Consider the following 24,446-nt stretch of genomic DNA (forward strand, 5'->3'; position numbering starts at 1 on the left):
CGGCGGGGATCAGGCAGAGGTTTCCACGTCTTGCGGATACTGACGGGCCCAGGCCTCGAAGCCGCCGTCGATGCTGTAGACCGCGTCGAACCCCTGGTGCAGCAGGTACTGCGCCGCGCTGCGGCTGCTGTTGCCGTGGTAGCACATCACCATCACCGGCCGCTCGAAGTCGTTTTGTTGCATAAAGGCCGACAGGGTGGCGTTGGTGAGATGAAAGGCGCCTGGCGTATGCCCGGCTTCAAAACTTTGCGGATCGCGGATGTCGACCAGGGCGGCGCTGCCCTCTTTCCAGCGGGTGTACGCCTGCTCAACGTTGATCGCTTCGAACTGTTCCATACTGCTGACTGCCTCATTATTGGGGGACGCCGCTATTGTAACCAACTCTGCGGCGTTTAAGACCAGAGCAAGGGTATGGTTTTGTCACACCAGCAGCACTTCAACGCCTTGCTGACGCAGTTGCTCAACGATCGCCGGATCGGCGGCCCGGCCAGTGATCACCATGGCGATTTGCTCGGTGCGGCTAAATAGCATGCCGGCGCGTTGGCCGACTTTACTGCTGTCAACCAGCACAACCAGTTTACCGACGTAGTTGAGCATCTTTTGCTCCGCCATGGCGGTCAGCATATCCGTTTTATACAAACCCTCGGCGGTAAGGCCGATACCGCTGGTGAACATCCAGTGCCCGGCGTACAGGGTTGCGTCGCCTTCCTGAGGCGCCAGAGTAATCGACTGGGTTTTGTTGTACTGGCCTCCCATGATCACCACGCTGTCGTGTTCCTGATCGATCAGGTAATTGGCCAGCGGCAGATAATTGGTGATCACCTGAACCGGCTTGCCGCAAATTTCACGGCCCAACAGAAATGCGGTGGAGCCGCAGTTGATCACCACGCTTTCACCCGGCTGACAGAGCTGTGCCGCGGCCGCCGCAATGCGCATTTTTTCATCGAGGTGCTGGGTTTGGTGGATATTGAGCGGCGTCCAGGCCGGGCGCGGAGTTTGCGTGGCTTCGGCGCCGTTGCGTACTTTGCGCAATTTGCCGATTTCATTCAGCTTGTTGATGTCCCGGCGCGCGGTGGCCGGAGAGATGTCAAACGCCGCGATCACGTCCGCCACGGAGATTTGCCCCTTGCGCTGCAAGAGATCGAGAATAGCGTTGTGGCGTTGGGACTCTGTCATGCGGGCTCCGTGGAGAGAAAAAACGTCGTTGCCTTCGATTATATGCGCGCCGTTTGACGATTTGAATCATTGCCGTTCAAAAGCGCGCATCCGTATGCAACACCGATTGATTACAAGAAAGACTTGAAGGGCAGGTCGGGTTCCTGGATGAAACAATCATCGAACCCGCGCGGGTAGTGATATTCCAGATTGTCTTTGTCCTGCGGCCAGATGAACTTGCCGCCAACCTGCCAGATAAACGGTTTGAAACCGTACTTGAGCCGGTCCTTTTTCATATCCCACAACACGCGGATCTCCTGCGGATCTGCCTGGAAATTAGACCAAATATCGTGGTGGAAGGGGATCACGACCTTGGCGTTCAGCGATTCCGCCATGCGCAAGATGTCTGCGCTGGTCATCTTGTCAGTAATGCCGCGCGGGTTCTCGCCGTAGGAGCCGAGGGCGACATCGATCTGATGATCGTTGCCGTGCTTGGCGTAATAGTTGGAGTAGTGGGAATCGCCGCTGTGATAAAGGTTGCCGCCCGGCGTTTTGAACAGGTAGTTGACCGCCCGCAGGTCCATGCCGTCCGGTAGAACGCCCGCCGCTTTTTGTTCCACCGGCAATGTAATGAGTGCCGTGCGATCGAAGGCGTCCAGCGCATGAATTTCAATGTCTTTGATTTTTATCACGTCGCCAGGTTTGACGGTGATGCAGCGCGCCGGCGGCACGCCCCAGCCGATCCAGATATCCACGCAGCTTTTCGGCCCGATAAACGGGACGGTGTCTGGACAGTTCTGCAACACTGCCGCCGCGACGTTCACATCGATATGATCGTTGTGATCGTGCGTGGCCAACACGGCGTCGAGCTGAGTGATGGCGAACGGGTCGAGTACGAATGGGGTGGTGCGCAGGTTCGGCTGTAACTTCCGCACTCCGGCCATGCGCTGCATTTGGTGGCCGGTTTTCATCAGCGGGTTGCCGTGACTCTGCTTGCCGGTGCCGCACCAGAAATCGACGCACAGGTTGGCGCCTTCTTCGGACTTGAGCCAGATGCCGGTGCAGCCCAGCCACCACATGGCGAAAGTACCGGGCGCGACGTTCTCCTGCTCTATCTCTTCGTTCAGCCAGGTGCCCCATTCGGGAAAGGTGTTCAATATCCAGGACTCGCGGGTGATGTCGTTGACTTTACTCATGGGTCTTTCCTCGTTGGTGGTGATAATAAAATCACAAATAATCATTTAAAGATTTTATGTGATTTGTTTTGATCGAATCTAGCACCGTTTTTTTCCACTGACAACGATCGAAATACACGTAAACGCCGCCGAATTTACGCGCTGCGCCGGCGTTCTCTCTCCTTTTCGTTTGATTAACTGCTATTAAATTCAATGGGTAATAAAGTGTAAGTCGTCTAATTCATTGAATGTTAGTGGAATTGATTTTTAACTTGCGAGGTTGTTCACAAATAATCATTTATGATCTTTTTGTGATTTATTGTGATTGGTATGGTGAAGGCGTTACCTGCATGCCAACCTTTTCGGGAGAGCCGTATGGAAACTCTTTACACCATCTTCACCGTCTTTTTTAACCAGGTGATGACCAATGCACCGCTGCTGTTGGGGTTGGTTACGCTGTTGGGTTACACGTTGCTGCGCAAAAGCGCGGCGGTCATTATCAAAGGCACGATCAAAACCATTATCGGTTTCATGTTGCTGCAAGCCGGTTCCGGCATCCTGACCGGCACGTTCAAACCCGTTGTGGCGAAGTTGTCCGAGGTATACGGCATCAACGGGGCGATTTCAGATACCTATGCCTCGATGATGGCCACCATCGAACGTATGGGGGACGCCTACAGCTGGGTCGGCTACGCGGTCTTGCTGGCATTGGCGCTGAACATTCTCTACGTACTGCTGCGGCGTATTACCGGCATCCGCACCATCATGCTCACCGGCCACATCATGTTTCAGCAGGTTGGGCTGATCGCGGTATTTTTCTACATTCTGGGTTACGGCATGTGGACGACGGTATTGTGCAGCGCGCTCTTGGCTTCACTGTACTGGGGCATCACCTCCAACATGATGTTCAAACCGACGCAGGCGGTAACGGAAAACAGCGGTTTCTCGATCGGGCACCAACAGCAGTTCGCGTCGTGGCTGGCATACAAGGCCGCACCGTATCTCGGTAAAAAAGAGGACAGCGTGGAAGATCTGAAGCTGCCCGGGTGGCTGAACATTTTCCATGACAACATCGTGTCCACCGCCATCGTGATGACGCTGTTTTTCGGCATCATTCTGTGCTCGTTCGGCTTGGACACTCTGCAGGCGATGGCCGGTAAAATTCACTGGAGCATCTATATCCTGCAAACCGGGCTGATGTTCGCGGTGGCGATTTTCATCATCGTGCAGGGTGTGCGTATGTTCGTCGCCGAATTGACCGAGGCCTTTAACGGCATTTCCCAACGTCTGATCCCCGGCGCGGTACTGGCCATCGACTGTGCCGCCATTTATAGCTTCGCGCCCAACGCCGTGGTGTGGGGTTTTATGTGGGGCACCATCGGCCAACTGATCGCCGTCGGCATACTGTTAGCGCTTGGCTCTTCCATCATGATTATTCCCGGTTTCATTCCCATGTTCTTTTCTAACGCCACCATCGGCGTATTCGCTAACCACTTTGGTGGCTGGCGCGCGGCGATGAAGATCTGTCTGGTAATGGGAATGATAGAGATCTTCGGCTGCGTGTGGGCCATCAAACTGACCGGGCTAAGCGCCTGGATGGGCATGGCGGACTGGTCGATTCTGGCGCCGCCGCTGATGCAAGGGCTGAGTCTGGGCCTGTGGTTTATGGGCGTGGTGATCGTTATCGCCCTGCTGTACATGTTCTTCGCCGGACGCACCCTGCGTGCGGAAGAAGATTCTGAAAAACAATCGGTTGAATCGGCGTCACGTTAATAGGAGTGCAGATTATGACGGTACGAATCCTGGCGGTATGCGGTTGCGGACAAGGCAGTTCCATGATCATGAAAATGAAAGTCGACCAATTTTTAACGCAGCAAGGCGTGGATCATTCGGTCAACAGCTGTGCGGTGGGGGAATACAAATCCGAGTTGAATGGGGCTGACATCATCATTGCTTCCACCCATGTCGCGGATGAAATCGTCGTCAGCGGCAACAAATACGTGGTCGGGGTACGCAATATGCTCTCGGCGGCGGACTTCGGCCCGAAGCTGATGGACGTCATCGGCGCGCATTTTCCGCAAGATTTGAAGCAGTAAGGAGCGAGTCATGAAGCTGAGCGATTCGTTGGCGCAGAATAACGCTATCCAACTGCAGGCGGAGGCTGCCGACTGGCGCCAGGCGGTGCGGCTGGGGGTCGATCTGCTGGTGGCCGCCGGCGTGGTGGAACCACGCTATTTCGACGCTATTTTGGCCGGCGTCGAACGGCACGGCCCTTACTTCGTGCTAGCGCCGGGCCTGGCGATGCCGCACGGCCGGCCGGAGGAAGGGGTGCTGAAAACCGGCTTCGCCTTAGTCACCCTGAAGACGCCGGTGTGTTTCGGCGATGAGGACAACGATCCGATAGACATCTTGATCACCATGGCGGCGGTGGACGCCAAAACGCATCAGGAGGTGGGGATCATGCAAGTGGTGAACCTGTTTGAAGATGAGGCGAATTTCGATCGCTTGCGGGCCTGTCGCCACGCGAGCGAGGTATTGGCGTTGATCGACAAAACGTCTACGGCGGCGGCGAATTGAAGGAGACAAACAATGAACACGCATTTACCGATGTTGCAGGTGGCGCTGGATAATCTGTCCATGGCTGCGGCTTACGACACGACTCGCCTGATCGCGGCCGAAGTCGACATCATCGAAGTCGGCACTATTTTGTGCGTGGCGGAAGGCGTGCGAGCCGTACGCGATTTAAAAGCGCTGTATCCGGATCGCATCGTGTTGGCGGACGCAAAAATCGCCGATGCGGGTCAGATTTTGGCGCGAATGTGCTTCGAGGCGAATGCCGATTGGATCACGGTGATCTGCTGCGCCGATATCAATACGGCCAAGGGAGCCCTGCAGGTGGCGCATGAGTTCGGTGGTGACGTGCAGATAGAACTGACGGGGTTCTGGACCTGGGAACAGGCGCAGGCGTGGCGTGAAGCGGGAATTGGTCAGGTGGTGTATCACCGCAGCCGTGACGTGCAGGCGGCGGGGATATCCTGGAGCGATGACGATATCCGCGCGGTTCGTCGCCTGAGCGAGATGGGTTTTAAGGTGACGGTCACCGGCGGACTGGCGCTGGAGGATTTACCTCTGTTCCAAGGTATTCCCATCCATGTCTTTATCGCCGGGCGCAGCATTCGCGATGCCGCCGATCCGGTCGCGGCGGCGCGGGAGTTTAAACGTGTCATCGCCCAGCGGTGGGGCTGAGGAGCGGTTATGTTGCACAAATCCGTGCCGTTGGGCATCTATGAGAAAGCGTTGCCGCCGGGCGAGGATTGGCTGACGCGCCTGCAACTGGCGGGTGAGTTGGGATTCGATTTCGTTGAAATGTCGATCGATGAAAGCGACGGCCGCCTGGCGCGGCTGGACTGGAGCGCTGAACAGCGGCTCGCGTTGGTTAGCGCCGTTGCGGCGAGCGGTGTGCGCGTCCCTTCTTTATGCCTCAGCGCCCACCGGCGTTTTCCGTTGGGCAGTGAAGACGACACGACGCGCGACCGAGGACTGGATATCGTGCGAAAAGCTATTCGGCTGGCGCAGGATACCGGCATCCGGGTGATCCAACTGGCCGGGTATGACGTTTATTACCCGCAGTCTACTGCGCAGACCCGCGCCCGGTTCCGCGCCGGATTGGTGCAGGCGGTAGAGATGGCCAGCCGTGCACAGGTCATGCTGGCGATGGAAATCATGGACTATCCGCTGATGAACTCGATCAGCAAGGCGCTGGGCTATGCCCACTACCTGAATAACCCGTGGTTTCAGCTTTACCCGGATATCGGCAACTTGTCTGCCTGGGACAACGATGTGCCGATGGAGCTCATAGCCGGAAGCGGGCACATCGTGGCGGTACACGTTAAGGATACGCGGCCGGGGGAGTTTAAGAATGTACCGTTCGGCGAGGGCGTAGTGGATTTCGTACGCTGTTTCGAAACGTTGCTTGCGAGCGGCTATCGTGGCCCCTATCTGCTCGAGATGTGGAGCGAGACAGCGAACGATCCGCTGCGGGCGGTGCGGGAGGCGCGTGCCTGGGTGGTTGAACGTATGGTCGAGGCCGGGTTGGAAATAAGGAGGTAGTATGCTGGAGCAACTGAAAAGTCAGGTGTACCGAGCCAATATGGCGTTGCCTGAGCACGGGCTGGTGACCTATACCTGGGGCAATGTCAGCGGCATCGATCGGGCCAGTGGGCTGGTGGTGATCAAACCCAGCGGCGTACCTTATGAAACGATGCGGGCTGAGGATATGGTGGTGGTGAATGCGCGAGGTGAGGTTGTTGAGGGGCAACTGCGGCCTTCGTCCGATACGCCGACGCATTTGGCGCTGTACCGGGCGTTCCCTCAACTCGGCGGTGTGGTACATACGCACTCCACCCATGCCACCTCCTGGGCGCAGGCAGGGGAAGCGATACCGGTGCTCGGCACCACTCACGCCGACTATTTTTCCGGCGATATTCCTTGTACCCGCGGGCTGACGGCGGAAGAGGTGGCGCGGGAATATGAGCTGAACACCGGTCGGGTGATTATAGAAACCCTGAAAGGGCGTGAACCATTGCACATTCCCGGTATCCTGGCGTATCAGCATGGCCCGTTCAGTTGGGGAAGGACGCCGGATGAGGCGGTGCATAACGCCGTGGTGTTGGAGGCGGTGGCGAAAATGGCGTGGATCAGCCGGGATATTAACCCCGGCCTAAGGCGGATCGATGACTATCTGCTGGAAAAGCATTTCAGCCGCAAACATGGCGCCGGCGCCTATTACGGCCAGCGCTGACTCTCAGGCGCCGTACCCCATCATCTTCAACAGCTGCTGCGCCTGCTGCACCGCTTCCTGGCGATGGGCCACGCCGAGCTTCTGGTACAGGTTGCGGATGTGCGTCTTGATGGTGGTAGCCGCCACGTCCAGCTCACCGGCGATCTGGTCGTTGCTGTAGCCGGAATAGATCAGCCCCAGCACCTGCCATTCGCGCTGGGTGAGCGGGCTGGTGCGGATCAGCTCCGGCACCTGCGGGTGGGTCAGCAGCTTATCGACGAAGTTCTCGTCAAAATGCGCGAACTTGTGCCGATGATGCTGGTTGATGTCGCGCAGAATGCGCTGGGCACGATGCTGTTCCAGCTCCGGCAGCGTGTTGAGCTGGATCAGCTGGCGCAGCTGCTGCGCCATCGCTTCGCCCTCGATGACGAAATGGCTGATAAAGCCGGTGCGGTTGGCCAGCGACAGCGCTTCGATCAACGCCTGCTGCGCTTCGCCCTTGCGCTCTTGCAGCCAGTACAGCTGGTTGCTGAGCAGCAGGTTGCGGTTGAGATCGCTCACCAGCCGCAGCCGGCGGGCGTTCTCGTTCAGTTCATCCAGCACCACGCCGGCCTCGTCATACTGGCCGAGCAGAATCTGCACCCGCGCAATGTTGCGCCACTGGCCCTGCGTGAAGTGGTTGTCCGCCATGCCGGGCTTTTCGGTGTGGCGCAGCCACTGGGCGGCGGCGGCGGTGTCGCCGGTCATCTGCCAGTGGATCACCCGTGACTTGTCGGTGTTGGTCAGCCAGTCGCGATGGTAATGGGCGCCGTGCAGCAGGGTTTCGCAGCGCTGCAGGTGAGTATTGGCATTGTCCAGATCGCCGCGCGCCAGCGAGCATTTGGCCAACATGGCGATGCACTGCAGCTGCTGCTGCGGTTGGTAGTTGGCCAGAATTTTCAGCCCGGCGCGCGCCGCGTCTTCCGCTTCGTCCAACCGTGACCATGACCACAGGATCTGGGCGCGGATGCGCAGCAGAAATTCGTGCATCGGCAGCTGTTCCAGGTGCTGCTCGCGGATCAGTTCGAACGCCTTGTCCTGGGTTTCGTAAGCGGCCTGCAGGAAGCCTTGGGCGATAAGGATTTCGCTCTGCTGCAGCAGCGCCCAGAGCGCGTAATGGTTCGCCTGATGACGACGCGCCATCTGCTCGGTCTGCTGCATCATCGGCAGCGCGCGCGCCAGTTCGCCCTTGCAGTGGTGCACTTCGCCGGTCACCGAGGTGGCGACGATGCGGCTGTAGTAGCTGGACAGCGGCAGGAATTTCAACGCTTCGGTCGCCAGCCGCTCGGCTTCTTCCGGTTTGCCGGCGTTGATCGCCACCTGGGCGCGCAAGGCGTCGAACTCGGCGTGCAGCGTTTGGTCTATCTCGATTTTCTGTTCGCGCATGGTGCGCTCGGCGCGCTCCAGCAGGGTGTTGACCTCGCCGTAGCGGTGCTGGCTCTGCGCCAGCCAGGCCTGCAGCAGCGCCAGCTTGGGGTTTTGGATCAGGCGCTCATACGGCAGCGCGTTGAGGCACTCCTCCAGCAAGGCCAGTTCGCTGTGGTGGAACAGCGACCAGGCGTGTTGCAGCAGGATATCGCGCAGCATGCTGACGTCGCTGGCCGCCAGCGCGTGGTGAATGGCCTCCGCCGGATACCCCAGCGCCAGCCAGCCTTCGGCAGCGGCGCGGTGCAACCCCGGCAGCTCCAGCGCCAGTTCCCACTGGCAACGCTGGCGCAGGAAAGAGGCGAACAGCGGGTGGAAGTTGAACCATTCGCCGGTGTCGTCTATGCGGTGGATAAACAGCCCCTGACGCTCCAGCTCCTCCAGCCGCTGCTGGCCGTTGTCTTCGCCGGTCAGCCGCACGATCAGCGCGTCGTTCATCGAGCGCAGCACCGAACAGCGCAGCAGGAAGGCGCGCGCATCGGCATCGACGTGATCCAGCACTTCGTCCACCAGGTAGTCTGACAGGTGACTGGCGTTCAGCCCCGCCAGGCGCTTGGCCGACAGCTGGGCCGACGAGGCGGACTGACGGGCCGACAGCGCGATCAGCTGCAGCGCGGTGGCCCAGCCTTCGACTTCGTCGCACAGGCGGCTGCTGTCCTGCTGTTCCATCGGCGCCGCCAGGCGGCAGTCGAAGAACTGTTTGGCTTCCTGATGGGTAAACGCCAGCTGCTGCGTACCCATTTCCAGCAGCTGATCGCGCACCCGCAGATTGGCGATGCCGAGCGGCGGCAGGGTGCGTGAGAGCAGGATCAGCGTCAGGTTTTCCGGCTGATGGCGAAGGAAAAAGCGCATGGCTTCGTGGATGGCGTCGTTGGTGATAAGGTGGTAGTCGTCGATCACCAGGTACAGCGGCTGGTGCCAGTCGGCCAGCTCGATAAACAGCTGGGCGAACAGCGCCGACAGGCTGGCGTACTGATGCTTCTGGCTCAGCGCCTCGCTCTTGACGCAGCGGCCGCCGCTGGCCTGCTGCAGCGCGGCGATCAGGTAGCTGGCGAAGCGCTCCGGCTGGTTGTCGCTCTCATCCAGGGAATACCAGCCCAAATCGGCCTTGCCGGCCGCCCATTGGGCGATCAGCGTGGTTTTCCCGTATCCCGCCGGGCAATTGACCAGTGTCAGGCGATAATTGCCCGCGCTGGCCAGTTTGGCCAGCAGGCGATCGCGGATCACGGTATTTTGCAGCCGTACCGGGCGGCTCAGTTTTGATGGGATCAGCATAGTATTCCAGGGTATAAATCGCGGTTCCCGCCGGGATTGGAGTGGTGCTAATTATTTTATGGTTCGTAATTAATAGCTCCCCCTAACTTCTGCCAACCCTAAACGTATTGCAACAAGCTTCCGCATCGGCTTGGAGTTAAGTTGCTATCGATCACACTTTTTTACGTTTGGCGCCGGCGCGCGGCGAGGCGGTTGCAGATCGCATTTCCGGCCATGGACAAAACTTCAGCAGTGCGAATACTTGTGCTAACGTCATGGTTAACGTTCTCAGTGCTCGCCGCACGCGTTGGCGGGCTTTTTTGCATCGTTGCAAGGGAGTCAAAAAGTGCCTGAGATCACAATTCCAGCTACGCCCCAATCCTCCTCCCCAGCTAATCCCCAGGCGGGATGATGCCGTCAGGCTTTCTCACCGGCACGATAGCGGCAATTTGACCCACTTACTGGATAGAGAGTTTTCCTTATGTCACAGCCTACGCTCAAGAAGGATGCTTTTCTGGCGGCGCTTGCCCGCCAGTGGCAACGGTTCGGCCTCAGTTCCGCACAGCAGATGACGCAGCATCAATGGTGGGAAGCCGTCAGTGCGGCGCTGGCCGAGCAGTTGGCCACTCAGCCGGCGCCACGCAAAAGCGCCAAACCGCTGCGCCACGTGAACTACATCTCAATGGAGTTTCTGATCGGCCGGCTGACGGCGAACAACCTGATCAACCTGGGCTGGTACGACACCGTCGAGCAGGCGCTGGCGGAGCAGAACGTCAAGCTGGCGGATTTGCTGGAGCAGGAAACCGATCCGGCGCTGGGCAACGGCGGGCTGGGGCGCTTGGCGGCCTGTTTCCTCGACTCGATGGCGACGGTGGAGCAGCCGGCCACCGGCTATGGGCTGAACTACCAGTACGGGCTGTTCCGCCAGTCGTTCCAGGGCGGGCAGCAGCAAGAGGCGCCGGATAACTGGCAGCGCGAGAGCTACCCGTGGTTCCGCCACAACGCCGCGCTGGCGGTGGACGTGGGCATCGGCGGCAAGCTGGAAAAGCAGGCCGACGGCCGTGAACTGTGGCGCCCGGCCTTCACCCTGCGCGGCGAAGCCTGGGATCTGCCGGTGCTGGGATATCGCAACGGCGTGGCGCAGCCGCTGCGCCTGTGGCAGGCGACCCATCAGCATCCGTTCAACCTGAGCGATTTCAACGACGGCAAATTCCTGCAGGCGGAGAAGCAGGGCGTAGAAGCCGACAAGCTGACTAAGGTGCTCTACCCGAACGACAACCATCAGGCCGGCAAGCGCCTGCGCCTGATGCAGCAGTATTTCCAGTGCGCCTGCTCGGTGGCGGACATTTTGCGCAAGCACCATCAGGCCGGCCGCAAGATTGAAGAGCTGCCGAAGTACGAAGTGATCCAGCTGAACGACACCCACCCGACCATCGCCATTCCGGAAATGCTGCGCATTCTGCTGGACGAACACCAGCTGGAGTGGGAGGCAGCCTGGGCGATCACCAGCAACACCTTCGCCTATACCAACCACACCCTGATGCCGGAAGCGCTGGAATGTTGGGATGAAAAACTGGTGCGCAGCCTGCTGCCGCGTCATTTCTCAATCATCAAACAGATCAACGCCAGGTTCAAAAAGCAGGTGGATAAGCACTGGCCGGGCGACGAGGCGGTGTGGGCCAAACTGGCGGTGCATCACAACAAGCAGGTGCGCATGGCCAACCTGTGCGTGGTCAGCGGCTTTGCGGTCAACGGCGTGGCGCAGCTGCACTCGGATCTGGTGGTGAAAGATCTGTTCCCGGAATATCACCAGCTGTGGCCGAACAAATTCCATAACGTCACCAACGGCATCACGCCGCGTCGCTGGCTGAAACAGTGTAACCCGGCGCTGTCGGGCCTGATCGACGAGACGCTGAAGGTGGAATGGGCGAACGATCTCGATGCGTTGCGCGGGCTGGAAAAATTCGCCGACGACGCGGCGTTCCGCCAGCGTTATCAGCAGATCAAACGTGACAACAAGGTGGCGCTGGCCCATTACGTGCACGGCGTGATGGGGTTGACGCTCGACCCGGACGCAATTTTCGACGTGCAGATCAAACGTCTGCACGAGTACAAACGCCAGCACCTGAACCTGCTGCACATCCTGTCGCTGTATCGCCAGCTGCGCGACAACCCGAATCTTGACATCGTGCCGCGCGTCTTCCTGTTCGGCGCCAAGGCGGCGCCGGGCTACTACCTGGCGAAAAACATCATTTACGCGATCAACCAGGCGGCCGAGAAGATCAATAACGATCCGTTGGTGAAAGATCGCCTGAAAGTGGCGTTCATTCCCGACTACCGCGTGTCGGTGGCCGAACTGATGATCCCGGCGGCGGATATCTCCGAGCAGATCTCCACCGCCGGCAAAGAGGCCTCCGGCACCGGCAACATGAAGCTGGCGCTGAACGGCGCGCTGACGGTCGGCACGCTGGACGGCGCCAACGTCGAAATCGCCGAGCAGGTGGGCGAAGACAATATCTTTATCTTCGGCAATACCGTGGAGCAGGTGAAGGCGATACTGGCGAAGGGCTACGATCCGCTCAGCTACCGTAAAAAAGACAAGCACCTGAAGGCGATTTTGGACGAGCTGGCGAGCGGCGCGTTCAGCCACGGCGACAAGCACGCGTTCGACATGATGCTGCACAGCCTGCTGGAAGGCGGCGATCCCTATCTGGTGCTGGCGGACTTCGCCTCGTACTGCCAGGCGCAGCGCCGGGTCGACGAACTGTATCGCGATCGGGACGAATGGACGCGGCGGACTATCCTTAACACTGCGCGCGTCGGCATGTTCAGCTCGGATCGCTCGATTCGCGATTACCAGCAGCGCATCTGGCAAGCCAAACGTTAAGGAGAGCGAATGGATCGTAAGCGTATCGATCAGGCGGCAGCGCAGGCGGGGATCGCTGCCGATTTCATCAATGCCCACGGCAAGCGGCAGGCGATTGAGCCGGAGACCAAGCGCAAGCTGCTGGCGGCCATGAGCCGGGCCGATGCCGCGCAGGAAGGGGCGGCATCGCCGTTGCCGGCGGTCAAGGTGTTCTATCAGGGCGCGCCGCTGGTGCTGACCCCGGCGGGCGAAGGCGACTACCTGTGGGCGCTGCAGCGTGAAGACGGCGAATGCCTGCAGGGGCGCGTCGGCGCGCGCAAGACCCTGACGCTGCCCGGCGACCTGCCGGCGGGGTATCACCAATTGACGCTGAGCCAGGGCGCACGGCAGTGGCCATGCCGAGTGATCGTCGCGCCGAGGCGCTGCTTCGAGCCGGACGCCTTGCTGACCGGCAAGAAACTGTGGGGCGCCTGCGTTCAGCTGTATACGCTGCGTTCCGATCGCAACTGGGGCATCGGCGATTTCGGCGATCTGCGTCTGATGGTGGAGCAGGTGGGGGAGCGCGGCGGTGCCTTCGTCGGTCTCAATCCGATCCATGCGCTGTATCCGGCCAACCCGGAGAGCGCCAGCCCTTACAGCCCCTCGTCGCGCCGCTGGCTGAATCTGGCGTATATCGACGTCAACGCGGTGGAGGATTTCCAGCGCAGCGATGCGGCGCAGCGCTGGTGGCAGAAGCCGGCGACGCAGAAGCAGTTGGCCAAGGCGCGCGCCGCGGAGTGGGTGGATTACACCGCCGTGATGCAGCTGAAGCTGGCGGCGCTGAAGCTGGCGTTCCCGCTGTTTCAGGCGCGCAAGCCGAACGACGCGCAGCGTCAGGCGTTCGAACGGTTCGTGACTGAGGGCGGCGACAGCCTGTATCAGCAGGCGGCGTTCGACGCGCTGCATGCCCACCTGGCGGCCAAAGACGCCAGCCAGTGGGGATGGCCGGCCTGGCCCGAGGGCTATCGGCGGGGGCAGAGCGAAGCGGTGCGGCAGTTCTGCGACGAACATCAGGACGCGGTCCGCTTTTACCTGTGGCTGCAATGGCTGGCGGCCACGCAGTTTGCGCAGTGTTTTGAGCAGAGCCGGCAGCAGCAGATGCCGATTGGTCTGTATCGCGATCTGGCGGTCGGGGTGGCGGAAGGCGGGGCGGAAACCTGGTGCGACCGCGAGCTGTACTGCCTGAAAGCGTCGGTCGGCGCGCCGCCGGACATCCTGGGGCCGCTGGGGCAAAACTGGGGCCTGCCGCCGATGGATCCGCACGTGATGGCGGCGCGCGGTTATCAGCCGTTCATCGATCTTTTGCGCGCCAACATGACCAGCTGCGGCGCGCTGCGTATCGATCACGTCATGGCGCTGCTGCGGCTGTGGTGGATCCCTTATGGCGAAACCGCCGATCGCGGCGCCTACGTCAAATACCCGGTGGACGATCTGCTGGCGGTGCTGGCGCTGGAAAGCCAGCGCCACCGCTGCATGGTGATCGGCGAGGATCTCGGCACCGTGCCGGTAGAGATCGTCGGCAAGCTGCGCGACAGTGGCGTCTATTCTTACAAAGTGCTGTATTTCGAAAGCGATGGTGAACACCATTTCCGCGCGCCGCAGGCCTATCCGGTGCAGGCGATGGCGACCATCACCACCCACGATCTGCCGACGTTGCGCGGCTATTGGCAAAGCGGCGATCTGACGCTGGGCAACCGACTGGGGCTCTATCCGGACGCGGAGATCCTGCGGGAGCTGTTCGCCGATCGGGAACGCGCCAAGCAAGGGCTGCTTGACGGGTTGCATCGCTATGGCTGCGTGCCGCAGAAGGTGGGCAAGAGGGCGGCGCTGCTCGGCATGAGCCCGCTGCTTAACCGCGGCCTGCAGCGTTATGTCGCCGACAGCGCCAGCGCCCTGCTCGGCCTGCAGCCGGAAGACTGGCTGGACATGGCCGATCCGGTCAATATTCCCGGCACCAGCGATCAGTACCCTAACTGGCGGCGCAAGCTGACCCAAACGCTGGAGGAGATGTTCGCCGATCCGCGGATAAACCGGCTGCTGAAGGATTTGGACAAACGGCGGCGCAAGGTGTCGGTGGGGTGACGATCGAGTGTCGTTGTATTAAGACAAAGGATGAAGATCGTAGCCCTATCCAAATGATGGATACCCGAATTAATTGGAGTTGCAGCTAGGCGGCAAGTGCGTAAATCCCCAGGAGCTTACTTAAGTAAGTGACTGGGGGGCGCGCACGCAGCCAACAACGCTGCAACTTCAAGTAAGAAGGGGAATCAGTAGTAGGAGTGCTCGCCGCGTTGGTGCTCGGTCAAATCACGCACACCCTTCAGCTCCGGGAACTTCTGCAGCAGCTCTTTCTCGATGCCTTCTTTCAGCGTGACGTCGACCATCGAACAGCCGTTGCAACCGCCGCCGAACTGCAGGATCGCCATGTTGTCGTCGGTGATCTCCATCAGCGTCACGCGGCCGCCGTGGCCCGCCAGCTGTGGGTTGATCTGCGACTGCAGCACGTATTCCACGCGCTCCATCAGCGGCGCGTTGTCATCGACCTTGCGCATTTTGGCGTTCGGCGCCTTCAGCGTCAGCTGAGAACCCAGCTGGTCGGTCACGAAGTCGATTTCGGCGTCTTCCAGATACGGCGCGCTCAGCTCATCGACATAGGCAGACAGTTTGTCGAACTTCAGTTCGGTATCCGTCGCTTCTACCGCGTCCGGCGGGTAATGGTGCCAACTTACTGATTTAGTGTATGATGGTGTTTTTGAGGTGCTCCAGTGGCTTCTGTTTCTATCAGCTGTCCCTCCTGTTCAGCTACTGAAGGCGTGGTGCGTAACGGTAAAAGTACTGCCGGACATCAGCGCTATCTCTGCTCTCACTGCCGTAAAACATGGCAGCTACAGTTCACTTACACCGCTTCTCAACCCGGTACGCATCAGAAAATCATTGATATGGCCATGAATGGCGTCGGATGTCGCGCCAGTGCACGCATTATGGGCGTTGGCCTCAACACGATTTTACGTCACTTAAAAAACTCAGACCGCAGTCGGTAACCTCACGCATACAACCGGGCAGTGACGTCATTGTTTGCGCGGAAATGGACGAACAGTGGGGTTATGTCGGCGCTAAATCACGCCAGCGCTGGTTGTTTTACGCGTATGACAGGATACGGAGGACGGTTGTGGCGCACGTATTCGGTGAACGCACGTTGTCCACGCTGGAGCGTCTTCTGGGCCTGCTGTCGGCCTTTGAGGTCGTGGTATGGATGACGGATGGCTGGCCGCTTTATGAATCACGCCTGAAGGGAGAACTGCACGTTATCAGCAAGCGATATACGCAGCGCATTGAGCGGCATAACCTGAATCTGAGGCAACATCTGGCAAGGCTGGGCAGGAAGTCACTGTCGTTCTCAAAATCGGTGGAGCTGCATGACAAAGTCATCGGGCATTATCTGAACATAAAACACTATCAGTAAGTTGGAGTCATTACCCGTCCGGCGGGCAATAAGAGACACCGCATTCGGCCGTCGGCGTGCCCGGGTTGATCACGAATACGCGGATTTGGGTGCCTTCTTCTTGATTTGCCAGCAGTTTGGCAAAGTGTTCCTGTGCAGCATCTGTTATACGGATCATAGCATTAGCTCAATAGTTGACTTCTATAGTCGGTTATAATACGCCCATTGCCGTGGCACTACAACGTGCGGCAAACGCACCATATCTGCACCGAGGCGGCGCCTTGCCGCCGCAGCAGCGCCGCGATCTCCGCGACGGTACTGCCGGTGGTCACCACGTCATCCACCAGGGCGATATGCCGGCCGGCGACCGAGACGGTGCAGATGAACGCGCGCTGCAGATTGCGCCTGCGCGCTCCGGCGTTCAGCCGCTGTTGCAGGGCGGTCTTGCGTACCCGGCGCAAGGCGGCGGGCCGATAGGGGCAGCCCAGCCAGCGCGCCAGCGGCCGGGCCAGCAGATCGCTCTGGTTATAGCCGCGGCGCCAGCAGCGTGATGCATGCAAGGGTACCGCTAAAATCAGGTCGGGTCTGTTCAGATACTGCTCTCTGCGCGCCAGCTGCCAGCGCAACAGCATCAGGCGCGTCAGCGCCGGTGCCAGCTCGGGCGCGTGGTGAAACTTGAACCTCTTTACCAGTTGGCTGAGGGGCGCAACGTAGTCGCCAACGAACACCAGCCGTTGCCAGGGCGGCGGCCGTTGCAGGCAGCGGCCGCAGGGCGTTCGCGTCTCCCCGGCGGGCAACCCGCAGCGCGGGCAACACGGTGGGCTGGCCGGCAGATGGCGCAGGCAGCAGCTGCAGATGCCATGACGCATCAGGCTCAACGGCTGTCGGCATAGCCAACAGCGGCTGCGGATTGATAGCATAGAGCCTCCGAGACGGATAAGCATGAAAGGACAATAACCAATGACAGCGCTGTACTGGCAAACAATAGGTGAAGGCGAACGCGATCTTGTGCTGCTGCACGGCTGGGGATTGAACGCCGAAGTGTGGAGTTGCATTCAGGCGCGACTGGCGCCGCATTTTCGCCTGCACCTGGTCGATCTGCCGGGGTACGGCCGCAGCCAGGGGTTCGGCGCCCTGTCGCTGGAACAGATGACGGAGATCGTGCTGGCGGCCGCTCCGCCGCAGGCCTGGTGGCTAGGCTGGTCGCTCGGCGGGCTGGTTGCCAGCCAGGCGGCGCTGATGCAACCGCAGCGGGTCAAAGGGCTTATCACCGTGGCTTCCTCGCCGTGCTTTGCCGCCCGTGATGAGTGGCCGGGGATCCGCCCGGACGTGCTGAGCGGTTTTCAACACCAGCTGAGCCTGGATTTCCAGCGCACCGTCGAGCGTTTTCTGGCGTTGCAGACGCTGGGCACCGAGAGCGCGCGTCAGGATGCGCGCCAGCTGAAAGCGGTGGTGCTCAACCAGCCGACGCCAAGCGTCGAGGTGTTGAACGGCGGGCTGGAGATTCTGCGCACCGCCGATCTGCGTGCGCCGTTGGCCGCGCTGGAGCTCCCGCTGCTGCGGATTTACGGCTATCTGGATGGGCTGGTGCCGCGCAAGGTCGCCGAGCTGCTCGACGCCGCCTGGCCGAATTCTACGTCGCAGCTCGTGGCCAAAGCCGCCCATGCGCCGTTTATCTCTCATCCCGACGAATTTGTGACGATGATCGAAGCGTTTATTGCAGCACATTGAATGCGGCGGGAAAACGCACGATAGGGCGCGAAAAAAAACGCCGCCGGGTGGATAAAAGACAAAGCTGTTCGATACTTAGTGAGTCAATGCGTTGGCTGCAAAATGAAAAGACCGCGCGCGGCGCTTTTCATTTTGGCGTTTCGTCTCTGGGAAACAGGCCCCGTCAGGGAAAGCAACGAGGCCTGAGGATGTCGCGGCAGCCTGATGTACTACGCATGGATTCTTGACGGCTTTCATAACAGATAAATTATCCATTGAGAGGTTAGTGTCATGAAATCATTGAAGATGATTATTGCAGCGACAGTGCTGGGTTCGGTGTCTTTCGGCTCCATGGCGGCAACCCTGCTGACCAAGGAAGATCTGGATAAGAACCCGGGTAAATACGAGAAGATCGGCACCGTGACCACCACGGCGCAGACCACCTCGCCGATGGATGCCAAGGATGAGCTGTCCAAACTGGCGGACGAAAAGGGCGGTCAATACTACGTGATCCTGGCAGGCCGCGAGCACGGTAAATTCAGCGCCATCGCTGAAGTTTACAAAGACAAGCAATAAGCCTTCAACGGCAAGGGGCGCCGCTGCGGCGCCCCTGATCGTTAGGCCTTCAGCCGGTAGAAAACCGTGCTGCACCCCTGGCCCTGCGGGCAGCCTTTGCAACTGCCGCTCAGACAGGCGCCGTCATCCTGTTCGATACGCTCTACTTTTCCCATCGCCGCCAAACGGTCCAGCATCGCCTGCACCAACGGCAGCGGCGTCGCCAGCGATTGGCTGAGCTGCTGCGCCTGAGCGCTGCCAAGCAGCGCCAGTGCATCGCGCACCTGCAGCAGCCCGGCCATCAGTGACAGCTCCCCTTGGCGCCCTGGCAACAGGCCGCCGGCGTAGCGTTGCCCAGGCGTACCGTAACGCGGCTGCGCGCCCGGCGCAGGCCGAACAGCACCAGCAGGTTCACCGCCAGCACCACCAGGATCGCCGTCAGGCTGTACTGCGGGTGTTGGTTGAAGGTGGCCACCTGGTAGAACAGCGTCGCCAGCGAGTAGGCCACGTTCAGCCCCCACAGAATAGAGAAGGTCATCCAGCCGCGGCTCGATTCACGGGCGATGGCGCCCATTACCGAGACGCAAGGCACATACAGCAGCACGAAGATCAGGTAGCTGTAGGCGGAGATGCCTGAGCCGAATTTGCTGCTCATCACGCCCATCGAGCCGACGCCCATCTCGCCGTCACCCTTGCTGGCTTCGATTGGGTTGGAGAGCACGCTCAGGCTGAAGGTGTTTTTCAGGCCGTCCCAGGTTTCGTTCAGCGCGCCGCCCAGCTCATCGAGCAGGTTGAAGTTGGCGGCGTCGAACGCCTCTTTGTTGATGTGCTCGGCGGTGTACAGCGTGTTCAGCGTGCCGACCACCACTTCTTTCGCCATCGCGCCGGTCACCAGACCGACGGTGGCCTGCCAGTTATCGCTGTGGACGCCCATCGGCTGCAGCAGCGGCGTCAACACCTTGGAGACCGAGGCCAACGCGGAGTCGTTGATATTGTCGACCGTCTTGCTACTGAACGAGAAGCTGTTCAGGCCGCCGATGAACATGCTGGCCACCACGATCACCTTACCGGCGCGCAGCACGAAGCCTTTCAGACGCTGCCAGGTTTGCAGCAGCAGGCTTTTCAGGTGCGGCACGTGGTAGACCGGCAGCTCCATCACGAACGGCGAGGCCTCGCCACGCATGATGGTGTATTTGAGCACCAGACCGGTGAGGATCGCCACCGCAATGCCGAGCATGTACAGCGAGAACACCACCCCGGCGCCGTCCTGGCCGAAGAAGGCGGCGGCGAACACCGCAAAGATCGCCAGACGGGCACCGCACGACATGAACGGCGCCATCATGATAGTAATCAGGCGCTCGCGCTGGGCGTCCAGCGTCCGGGCACCCATGATGGACGGCACGTTGCAGCCGAAGCCGACGATCAGCGGCACGAAGGATTTGCCCGGCAGCCCGAGCGCCTGCATCAGGCGATCCATCACGAACGCCGCGCGCGCCATGTAGCCGGAGTCTTCCAGGAAGGACAGGAACAGGTACATCATGCCGATCTGCGGCACCAGCGGCAGCACGGTGTTGATGCCACCGCCGACGCCCTGCGCCAGGAAAACGGTCAGCCAGTCGGGGAAGTGCAGGGTGTAGCCGAGCCACTGAATGCCTTGAATGAAGATCGCCGCCGAGCCGATATCAAAGATCGGCTGCAGCGCGCCGCCGATGTTGATCGCCAGCAGGAACATCAGGTACATCACCAGCAGGAAGATCGGCACACCCAGCCAGCGGTTGAGGATCACTTTATCCAGCATCTCGGTCAGGCGGTTGGGCATCGCCTGCTGCGAGTTGCTGACCGCGTCGCACAGGGCGGCGATAGACTGGTAGCGCGCGTCGGCGATCACCAGCGCCGGGTCTTCTTGCTGCTGCTGTTGCAACGCCTGGGTGGCCGCAGGCAGCAGTGCGACGGCGGGGCCGGCCAGCCGGTGGCTGTAGATGTCGCCTTCCAGCATCTGCAGCGCCAGCCAGCGGCGCTGTACTGCCGGCAGCGTTTGCGGCATGGCGTCGCTCAGCGTGGCGACCTCTTTCAGCAACAGCGGCGGATAGTTCACCAGCGCCTGCTGTTCGTTGATGTGGTGATTGTCGATCATCTGTTTCAGCACGCCGATGCCGTCGGCGCGGGTGGAGACCATCGGCACCACCGGGCAGCCGAGGCGCGCCGACAGCGCGGCGACGTCGATATCGATATGCTGGCTTGTGGCGATGTCGAGCATGTTGAGCGCCACGATGCAGGGAATGCCCAGCTCCAGCAGCTGCAGCGTCAGATAGAGGTTGCGCTCCAGGTTGGAGGCGTCGACCACGTTGATCAGCAGATCGGCGTCGCCGCTCAAAATGTAGTGGCAGGCGATCTGCTCATCGAGCGAGGTTTGCTCTGAAATGGTGGTCAGGGAATAGGTGCCCGGCAAATCGACCAGCCGCACGTCGGACTGCGGGGTGGTGAAATGGCCTTCTTTGCGTTCGACCGTCACGCCCGCCCAGTTGCCGACCCGTTGGCGTGCGCCGGTCAGCTGGTTGAACAGCGTGGTTTTGCCGGAGTTCGGGTTACCGATTAAGCCGATGGTGAGTTTTTTCATAGTTCAGCGTGTCGTCTTCAAGGAGAACAGCGCCGGCGCAAGGGCGCGTCGGCAAACGGAGGGCGTGCCGGCTCAGAACTGGCCGTCGAGCTGCAGCAGCGCCAGATCCTTCCTGCGCAGCACCAGGCTGACGCGGCGGGTTTTAATTTCTATCGGATCGCCCAGCGGCGCGACGCGCACCACGTCGAACGAAGAGCCGGGTAGCATGCCGAGCGATAACAGTTTCTGGCGGTAGGCCGGCGCAATTTCACCGGAAAAGCCGACAATCTTATACGTGCGTTTAGGTTGAAGCTGCATGTGATTAACCTTCCGGGTGCCGATGAACATCGGACTGATGATAATTGGACGTTGCCGGCGAAAATGCCACGCCGTCGGCGGTATTCATCCATAAGGTCATGCAATAAAGTGAGCGCAAATAATAGTCATTATCATTATCGCGTTCAATGCAAAAAGTAAGGGTATTGTAACCAATTATTATGGCGACGACAGTTTTTGATGGCGTTGCCTGGATTAATGACGTTTTACCACCGCTGGCGAGCGGGAACAAATGAGAATGACGAGTTAAATCAGTTACGTATTTGTATCCGAGTTTTCTCGTTTGCAAACTTCGATGGTTTTTTCCCTTTATTTATTTCCCCCGAAAGGCAATTCAATAACATTATTCCGGCGTAATGCGAGCGGTAACCATTTGTGTTTCGTTCACAATTCGCGAGATGAAACAGGCGTGTTAACGAAGTTGTTAATAAATGGCTGCGGAGAGGATTTTTATTGCCTGAATAATGGGAGGACGGTCACGCAGGAACGGGACATAAAAAGATGACGGTTTATTGAGACGGGTCAAAAAATGCCGCAGGTTTTATTCATCAGAAAGGGCGGAGCAGGCTCCGCCCTGTCGGTTCCGACTTAGCGTTTCTTACCGAACGCCGCCGCCAGCGCGTCGCCCATGGCGCTGTTGCCGGCCGGCGCCGCGTTGCGCGGTTTGGCCTTGTTGGCGCCGGCCGAACGGCTGGCGTTGTCGCGTGCCTGCGCTGGCGCGTTGCCGCCGCGGCGCGGTGAACCTTCGCCCGGCTGCTCATCCAGGCGCATGCTCAGCGCGATGCGTTTACGCTGCAGATCGACTTCCATCACCTTCACTTTGACAATGTCGCCGGCCTTCACCACGGTGTGCGGATCTTCAACGAACTTGTCCGCCAGCGAGGAGATGTGCACCAGGCCGTCCTGATGCACGCCGATATCCACGAAGGCACCGAAGTTGGTGACGTTGGTGACCGACCCTTCCAGGATCATGCCCACCTGCAGATCGTTGAGGGTTTCCACCCCTTCGGCAAAGGTCGCGGTTTTGAACTCCGGACGCGGATCGCGGCCCGGTTTCTCCAGCTCTTTCAGGATATCGGTGACCGTCGGTACGCCGAACTTGTCGTCGGTGAAATCGACCGCTTTCAGGCTGCGCACCGCCGAAGCGTTGCCCATCAGGTCCTGCAGCGCCTGCTCGGTGGCGGCCAGAATGCGCTGCACCACCGGGTAGGCTTCCGGGTGAACGGTGGAAGCGTCCAGCGGATTGTCACCGTGGTTGATGCGCAGGAAGCCGGCACACTGTTCGAAGGCCTTCGGCCCCAGGCGGCTGACTTTCAGCAGCTGTTCACGGTTGCTGAAGCGGCCGTTCTCGTCGCGCCAGTTGACGATATTTTGCGCCATCATGCGCGTCAGGCCGGCCACGCGGGTCAGCAACGGCACCGACGCGGTGTTCAGATCGACGCCGACGGCATTCACGCAGTCTTCCACCACCGAGTCCAGCTTCTTCGCCAGCTGGCTCTGGCTGACGTCGTGCTGATACTGGCCGACGCCGATGGATTTCGGGTCGATCTTCACCAGCTCCGCCAGCGGATCCTGCAGACGACGAGCGATGGACACCGCGCCGCGCAGCGACACGTCGAGATCCGGGAATTCCAGCGCCGCCAGTTCGGACGCGGAATACACCGATGCGCCCGCTTCGCTGACGATCACTTTCTGCGCCCGGACCTCGGCGAACTGCTTTTGCAGGTCGAGATAGAAGCGCTCGGTTTCACGCGAGGCGGTGCCGTTGCCGATGGCCACCAGCTCCACGTTATGTTTGATACACAGTGCCGCGACGATGGCGGCGGCTTTGGCCGCTTGCCCGGTGTGTGGGTAGACGGTGTCGGTGGCGACCAGCTTGCCGGTCGCGTCGACCACGGCGACTTTCACCCCGGTGCGCAGGCCCGGATCGAGGCCCATGGTGGCTCGCATGCCGGCCGGCGCCGCCATCAGCAGATCGTGCATGTTGCGGGCGAACACGTTGATCGCTTCGTCTTCCGCGCGCTCGCGCACCGTGCCCATCAGCTCGGTTTCCAGGTGCAGAAGCACCTTGATGCGCCAGGTCCAGTTGACCACCGCCTTGCGCCAGGCGTCGGCCGGGGCGTTGTTCAGGCGCAGGTTGAGGTGATTGATGATGATCAGCTCCGCCTGGCTTTCGCGCGGCGCTTCCTCAAACTGCGGATCGGCGTTCAACGCCAGCTGCAGCACGCCTTCGTTGCGGCCGCGGAACATCGCCAGCGCGCGGTGCGAAGGCACCTGAGAAATCGGTTCGTGATGATCGAAATAGTCGCGGAACTTGGCGCCTTCTTCTTCCTTGCCCTCGACGACTTTGGACACCAGATGGGCGTTTTTCCACAGGTAGTCGCGCACCTTAGCCAGCAGCGCGGCGTCTTCGGCGAAGCGCTCCATCAGGATATAGCGCGCGCCGTCGAGGGCGGCTTTGACGTCCGCCACGCCCTTGTCGGCATCGACGTAGCGTTCAGCCAGCTGTTCCGGCTGCTGTTGCGGATCCTGCCACAGCACGTCCGCCAGCGGTTCCAGACCGGCCTCGATGGCGATCTGGCCGCGGGTGCGGCGCTTCGGTTTGTACGGCAGGTAGAGGTCTTCGAGTTCGGTCTTGCTCAGCGTGGCGTTGATCGCCCCCGCCAGTTGTTCGGTCAGTTTGCCCTGTTCATCAATCGACTTCAGGATGGTCTGGCGACGATCTTCCAGTTCACGCAGATAACCCAGGCGGGTTTCCAGCTGGCGCAGTTGGGTGTCGTCCAGGCCCCCGGTGACTTCCTTACGATAGCGTGCAATAAAGGGCACGGTATTACCTTCATCCAGCAGACGGATGGCGGAGTCGACTTGCTCCGGCCGGGCCTGCAGTTCTGTTGCAATAATGCGGCTCAGTGGGTCATTCATAGGTCTGGTATCTGTATTGAGAACGGTGAATAAACAGGGGACAGTTATACGGATTGATCGCGGAAAATGCCAGCGGAGCGGGCCGCCGCCGCGCGGCCGCCGCGTGGAGAACTGCGCAGGCGGCGGCGTTGGCGGCGGTTCGGAAAAAGCTG

At 60.2% G+C, this 24,446-nt stretch carries 21 protein-coding genes and 1 pseudogene; 11 read left to right on the plus strand and 11 right to left on the minus strand.

Translation table 11 applies throughout. From position 1 onward, the window contains the following. Positions 1-9: 9 nt before the first annotated feature. The 3 genes from glpE to ulaG form a co-directional block, all read right to left on the minus strand. Positions 10-336: a thiosulfate sulfurtransferase GlpE gene (gene glpE / locus GF111_RS14260; protein WP_004930790.1), complete on the minus strand. Its 327-nt coding sequence runs from the start codon at positions 334-336 to the stop codon at positions 10-12. An 84-nt stretch (positions 337-420) separates the two neighbouring features. Beyond that, complete coding sequence (gene ulaR / locus GF111_RS14265; RefSeq protein ID WP_047729670.1) at positions 421-1,176, minus strand: HTH-type transcriptional regulator UlaR; 756 nt, start codon at positions 1,174-1,176, stop codon at positions 421-423. Between the two features lie 110 nt (positions 1,177-1,286). Next, positions 1,287-2,351 (minus strand): L-ascorbate 6-phosphate lactonase, encoded by a 1,065-nt coding sequence (gene ulaG, locus GF111_RS14270; protein ID WP_047729671.1) that lies wholly within the window; start codon positions 2,349-2,351, stop codon positions 1,287-1,289. A gap of 354 nt (positions 2,352-2,705) precedes the next feature. Here ulaG and ulaA point away from each other — a divergent pair, with 354 nt between their 5' ends. From ulaA to GF111_RS14300, 6 genes are read left to right on the plus strand one after another with little or no spacing between them, the layout of a single operon-like run. Next, positions 2,706-4,103 (plus strand): PTS ascorbate transporter subunit IIC, encoded by a 1,398-nt coding sequence (ulaA, locus tag GF111_RS14275; RefSeq protein WP_047729672.1) that lies wholly within the window; start codon positions 2,706-2,708, stop codon positions 4,101-4,103. Between the two features lie 14 nt (positions 4,104-4,117). Continuing rightward, complete coding sequence (ulaB, locus tag GF111_RS14280; RefSeq protein WP_047729673.1) at positions 4,118-4,426, plus strand: PTS ascorbate transporter subunit IIB; 309 nt, start codon at positions 4,118-4,120, stop codon at positions 4,424-4,426. A 10-nt stretch (positions 4,427-4,436) separates the two neighbouring features. After that, positions 4,437-4,907: a PTS ascorbate transporter subunit IIA gene (ulaC, locus tag GF111_RS14285; RefSeq protein ID WP_047729674.1), complete on the plus strand. Its 471-nt coding sequence runs from the start codon at positions 4,437-4,439 to the stop codon at positions 4,905-4,907. A gap of 12 nt (positions 4,908-4,919) precedes the next feature. Further along, the gene (locus GF111_RS14290) at positions 4,920-5,576 is read left to right on the plus strand and encodes a 3-keto-L-gulonate-6-phosphate decarboxylase UlaD (RefSeq protein ID WP_047729675.1); all 657 of its coding nucleotides are present in this window, start codon (positions 4,920-4,922) and stop codon (positions 5,574-5,576) included. Positions 5,577-5,585: 9 nt separating this feature from the next. Beyond that, positions 5,586-6,440: an L-ribulose-5-phosphate 3-epimerase gene (locus GF111_RS14295; protein WP_047729676.1), complete on the plus strand. Its 855-nt coding sequence runs from the start codon at positions 5,586-5,588 to the stop codon at positions 6,438-6,440. Positions 6,441-6,444: 4 nt separating this feature from the next. Next, a complete protein-coding gene (locus GF111_RS14300; protein ID WP_047730822.1) occupies positions 6,445-7,131 on the plus strand; it encodes an L-ribulose-5-phosphate 4-epimerase in 687 nt (228 codons plus the stop codon). 3 nt (positions 7,132-7,134) lie between these two features. Here GF111_RS14300 and malT read toward each other — a convergent pair whose 3' ends face one another. Continuing rightward, on the minus strand, positions 7,135-9,849 hold the full coding sequence (gene malT / locus GF111_RS14305; RefSeq protein ID WP_162419964.1) for an HTH-type transcriptional regulator MalT: 2,715 nt from the start codon (positions 9,847-9,849) through the stop codon (positions 7,135-7,137). 460 nt (positions 9,850-10,309) lie between these two features. Between malT and malP the strand changes: the two genes are divergently transcribed. Together malP and malQ are read left to right on the plus strand one after the other, a co-directional pair. Next, positions 10,310-12,715, plus strand: coding sequence for a maltodextrin phosphorylase (gene malP / locus GF111_RS14310; RefSeq protein ID WP_147190205.1), 2,406 nt, complete (start codon positions 10,310-10,312; stop codon positions 12,713-12,715). A gap of 9 nt (positions 12,716-12,724) precedes the next feature. Then, positions 12,725-14,815, plus strand: a complete 2,091-nt coding sequence (gene malQ / locus GF111_RS14315; protein ID WP_147190207.1) for a 4-alpha-glucanotransferase — start codon at positions 12,725-12,727, stop codon at positions 14,813-14,815. Between the two features lie 185 nt (positions 14,816-15,000). On the opposite strand, the pseudogene nfuA reads toward malQ, so the two are convergent. Next, positions 15,001-15,450: pseudogene (gene nfuA, locus GF111_RS14320) on the minus strand (Fe-S biogenesis protein NfuA); the annotation flags it as partial. Between the two features lie 48 nt (positions 15,451-15,498). Here nfuA and GF111_RS14325 point away from each other — a divergent pair. Continuing rightward, positions 15,499-16,196, plus strand: a protein-coding gene (locus tag GF111_RS14325) for an IS1 family transposase (protein ID WP_223433957.1) whose coding sequence is annotated in 2 segments (ribosomal slippage) — positions 15,499-15,748 and positions 15,748-16,196 — 699 coding nt in all. Because the reading frame shifts where the segments join, the coding sequence is not laid out codon by codon here. 10 nt (positions 16,197-16,206) lie between these two features. On the opposite strand, the gene GF111_RS14330 is transcribed toward GF111_RS14325, so the two are convergent. Together GF111_RS14330 and gntX are read right to left on the minus strand one after the other, a co-directional pair. Beyond that, the gene (locus GF111_RS14330; protein WP_370633458.1) at positions 16,207-16,353 is read right to left on the minus strand and encodes a hypothetical protein; all 147 of its coding nucleotides are present in this window, start codon (positions 16,351-16,353) and stop codon (positions 16,207-16,209) included. Between the two features lie 58 nt (positions 16,354-16,411). Then, positions 16,412-17,095, minus strand: coding sequence for a DNA utilization protein GntX (gene gntX, locus GF111_RS14335; protein WP_147190208.1), 684 nt, complete (start codon positions 17,093-17,095; stop codon positions 16,412-16,414). A 40-nt stretch (positions 17,096-17,135) separates the two neighbouring features. On the opposite strand from gntX, the gene bioH reads away from it, so the two are divergent. Together bioH and GF111_RS14345 are read left to right on the plus strand one after the other, a co-directional pair. After that, positions 17,136-17,906, plus strand: a complete 771-nt coding sequence (gene bioH / locus GF111_RS14340; RefSeq protein WP_147190210.1) for a pimeloyl-ACP methyl ester esterase BioH — start codon at positions 17,136-17,138, stop codon at positions 17,904-17,906. A gap of 270 nt (positions 17,907-18,176) precedes the next feature. Then, the gene (locus GF111_RS14345) at positions 18,177-18,461 is read left to right on the plus strand and encodes a YdgH/BhsA/McbA-like domain containing protein (RefSeq protein ID WP_038878189.1); all 285 of its coding nucleotides are present in this window, start codon (positions 18,177-18,179) and stop codon (positions 18,459-18,461) included. A gap of 41 nt (positions 18,462-18,502) precedes the next feature. Here GF111_RS14345 and GF111_RS14350 read toward each other — a convergent pair whose 3' ends face one another. The 4 genes from GF111_RS14350 to GF111_RS14365 all read right to left on the minus strand — a co-directional run bounded on the left by GF111_RS14350 (position 18,503) and on the right by GF111_RS14365 (position 24,294). Further along, a complete protein-coding gene (locus tag GF111_RS14350) occupies positions 18,503-18,742 on the minus strand; it encodes a FeoC-like transcriptional regulator (protein ID WP_048232091.1) in 240 nt (79 codons plus the stop codon). Next, positions 18,742-21,057, minus strand: a complete 2,316-nt coding sequence (gene feoB, locus GF111_RS14355; RefSeq protein WP_147190212.1) for a Fe(2+) transporter permease subunit FeoB — start codon at positions 21,055-21,057, stop codon at positions 18,742-18,744. Before feoB ends, GF111_RS14350 begins: the two co-directional genes overlap by 1 nt. Before the next feature lie 72 nt (positions 21,058-21,129). Further along, complete coding sequence (feoA, locus tag GF111_RS14360; protein ID WP_047730823.1) at positions 21,130-21,354, minus strand: ferrous iron transporter A; 225 nt, start codon at positions 21,352-21,354, stop codon at positions 21,130-21,132. Between the two features lie 606 nt (positions 21,355-21,960). After that, positions 21,961-24,294: a Tex family protein gene (locus GF111_RS14365; protein ID WP_080490594.1), complete on the minus strand. Its 2,334-nt coding sequence runs from the start codon at positions 24,292-24,294 to the stop codon at positions 21,961-21,963. Between the last annotated feature and the right edge of the window lie 152 nt (positions 24,295-24,446).

Origin of the sequence: Serratia sp. HRI (assembly GCF_010119335.3) — a bacterium.
Taxonomy (GTDB): Bacteria; Pseudomonadota; Gammaproteobacteria; order Enterobacterales; family Enterobacteriaceae; genus Serratia; species Serratia nevei.

Excerpts from the sequence above, each read along its gene's own strand:
- ulaA (WP_047729672.1), top strand. The coding sequence starts at position 2,706 with ATGGAAACTCTTTACACCATCTTCACCGTCTTTTTTAACCAGGTGATG.
- GF111_RS14365 (WP_080490594.1), bottom strand. The coding sequence starts at position 24,294 with ATGAATGACCCACTGAGCCGCATTATTGCAACAGAACTGCAGGCCCGG.
- ulaR (WP_047729670.1), bottom strand. The coding sequence starts at position 1,176 with ATGACAGAGTCCCAACGCCACAACGCTATTCTCGATCTCTTGCAGCGC.
- malQ (WP_147190207.1), top strand. The coding sequence starts at position 12,725 with ATGGATCGTAAGCGTATCGATCAGGCGGCAGCGCAGGCGGGGATCGCT.
- GF111_RS14295 (WP_047729676.1), top strand. The coding sequence starts at position 5,586 with ATGTTGCACAAATCCGTGCCGTTGGGCATCTATGAGAAAGCGTTGCCG.
- bioH (WP_147190210.1), top strand. The coding sequence starts at position 17,136 with ATGACAGCGCTGTACTGGCAAACAATAGGTGAAGGCGAACGCGATCTT.
- ulaC (WP_047729674.1), top strand. The coding sequence starts at position 4,437 with ATGAAGCTGAGCGATTCGTTGGCGCAGAATAACGCTATCCAACTGCAG.
- glpE (WP_004930790.1), bottom strand. The coding sequence starts at position 336 with ATGGAACAGTTCGAAGCGATCAACGTTGAGCAGGCGTACACCCGCTGG.
- GF111_RS14290 (WP_047729675.1), top strand. The coding sequence starts at position 4,920 with ATGAACACGCATTTACCGATGTTGCAGGTGGCGCTGGATAATCTGTCC.
- feoB (WP_147190212.1), bottom strand. The coding sequence starts at position 21,057 with ATGAAAAAACTCACCATCGGCTTAATCGGTAACCCGAACTCCGGCAAA.
- GF111_RS14345 (WP_038878189.1), top strand. The coding sequence starts at position 18,177 with ATGAAATCATTGAAGATGATTATTGCAGCGACAGTGCTGGGTTCGGTG.
- ulaB (WP_047729673.1), top strand. The coding sequence starts at position 4,118 with ATGACGGTACGAATCCTGGCGGTATGCGGTTGCGGACAAGGCAGTTCC.
- GF111_RS14350 (WP_048232091.1), bottom strand. The coding sequence starts at position 18,742 with ATGGCCGGGCTGCTGCAGGTGCGCGATGCACTGGCGCTGCTTGGCAGC.
- GF111_RS14330 (WP_370633458.1), bottom strand. The coding sequence starts at position 16,353 with ATGATCCGTATAACAGATGCTGCACAGGAACACTTTGCCAAACTGCTG.
- malT (WP_162419964.1), bottom strand. The coding sequence starts at position 9,849 with ATGCTGATCCCATCAAAACTGAGCCGCCCGGTACGGCTGCAAAATACC.
- gntX (WP_147190208.1), bottom strand. The coding sequence starts at position 17,095 with ATGCTATCAATCCGCAGCCGCTGTTGGCTATGCCGACAGCCGTTGAGC.
- feoA (WP_047730823.1), bottom strand. The coding sequence starts at position 21,354 with ATGCAGCTTCAACCTAAACGCACGTATAAGATTGTCGGCTTTTCCGGT.
- malP (WP_147190205.1), top strand. The coding sequence starts at position 10,310 with ATGTCACAGCCTACGCTCAAGAAGGATGCTTTTCTGGCGGCGCTTGCC.
- ulaG (WP_047729671.1), bottom strand. The coding sequence starts at position 2,351 with ATGAGTAAAGTCAACGACATCACCCGCGAGTCCTGGATATTGAACACC.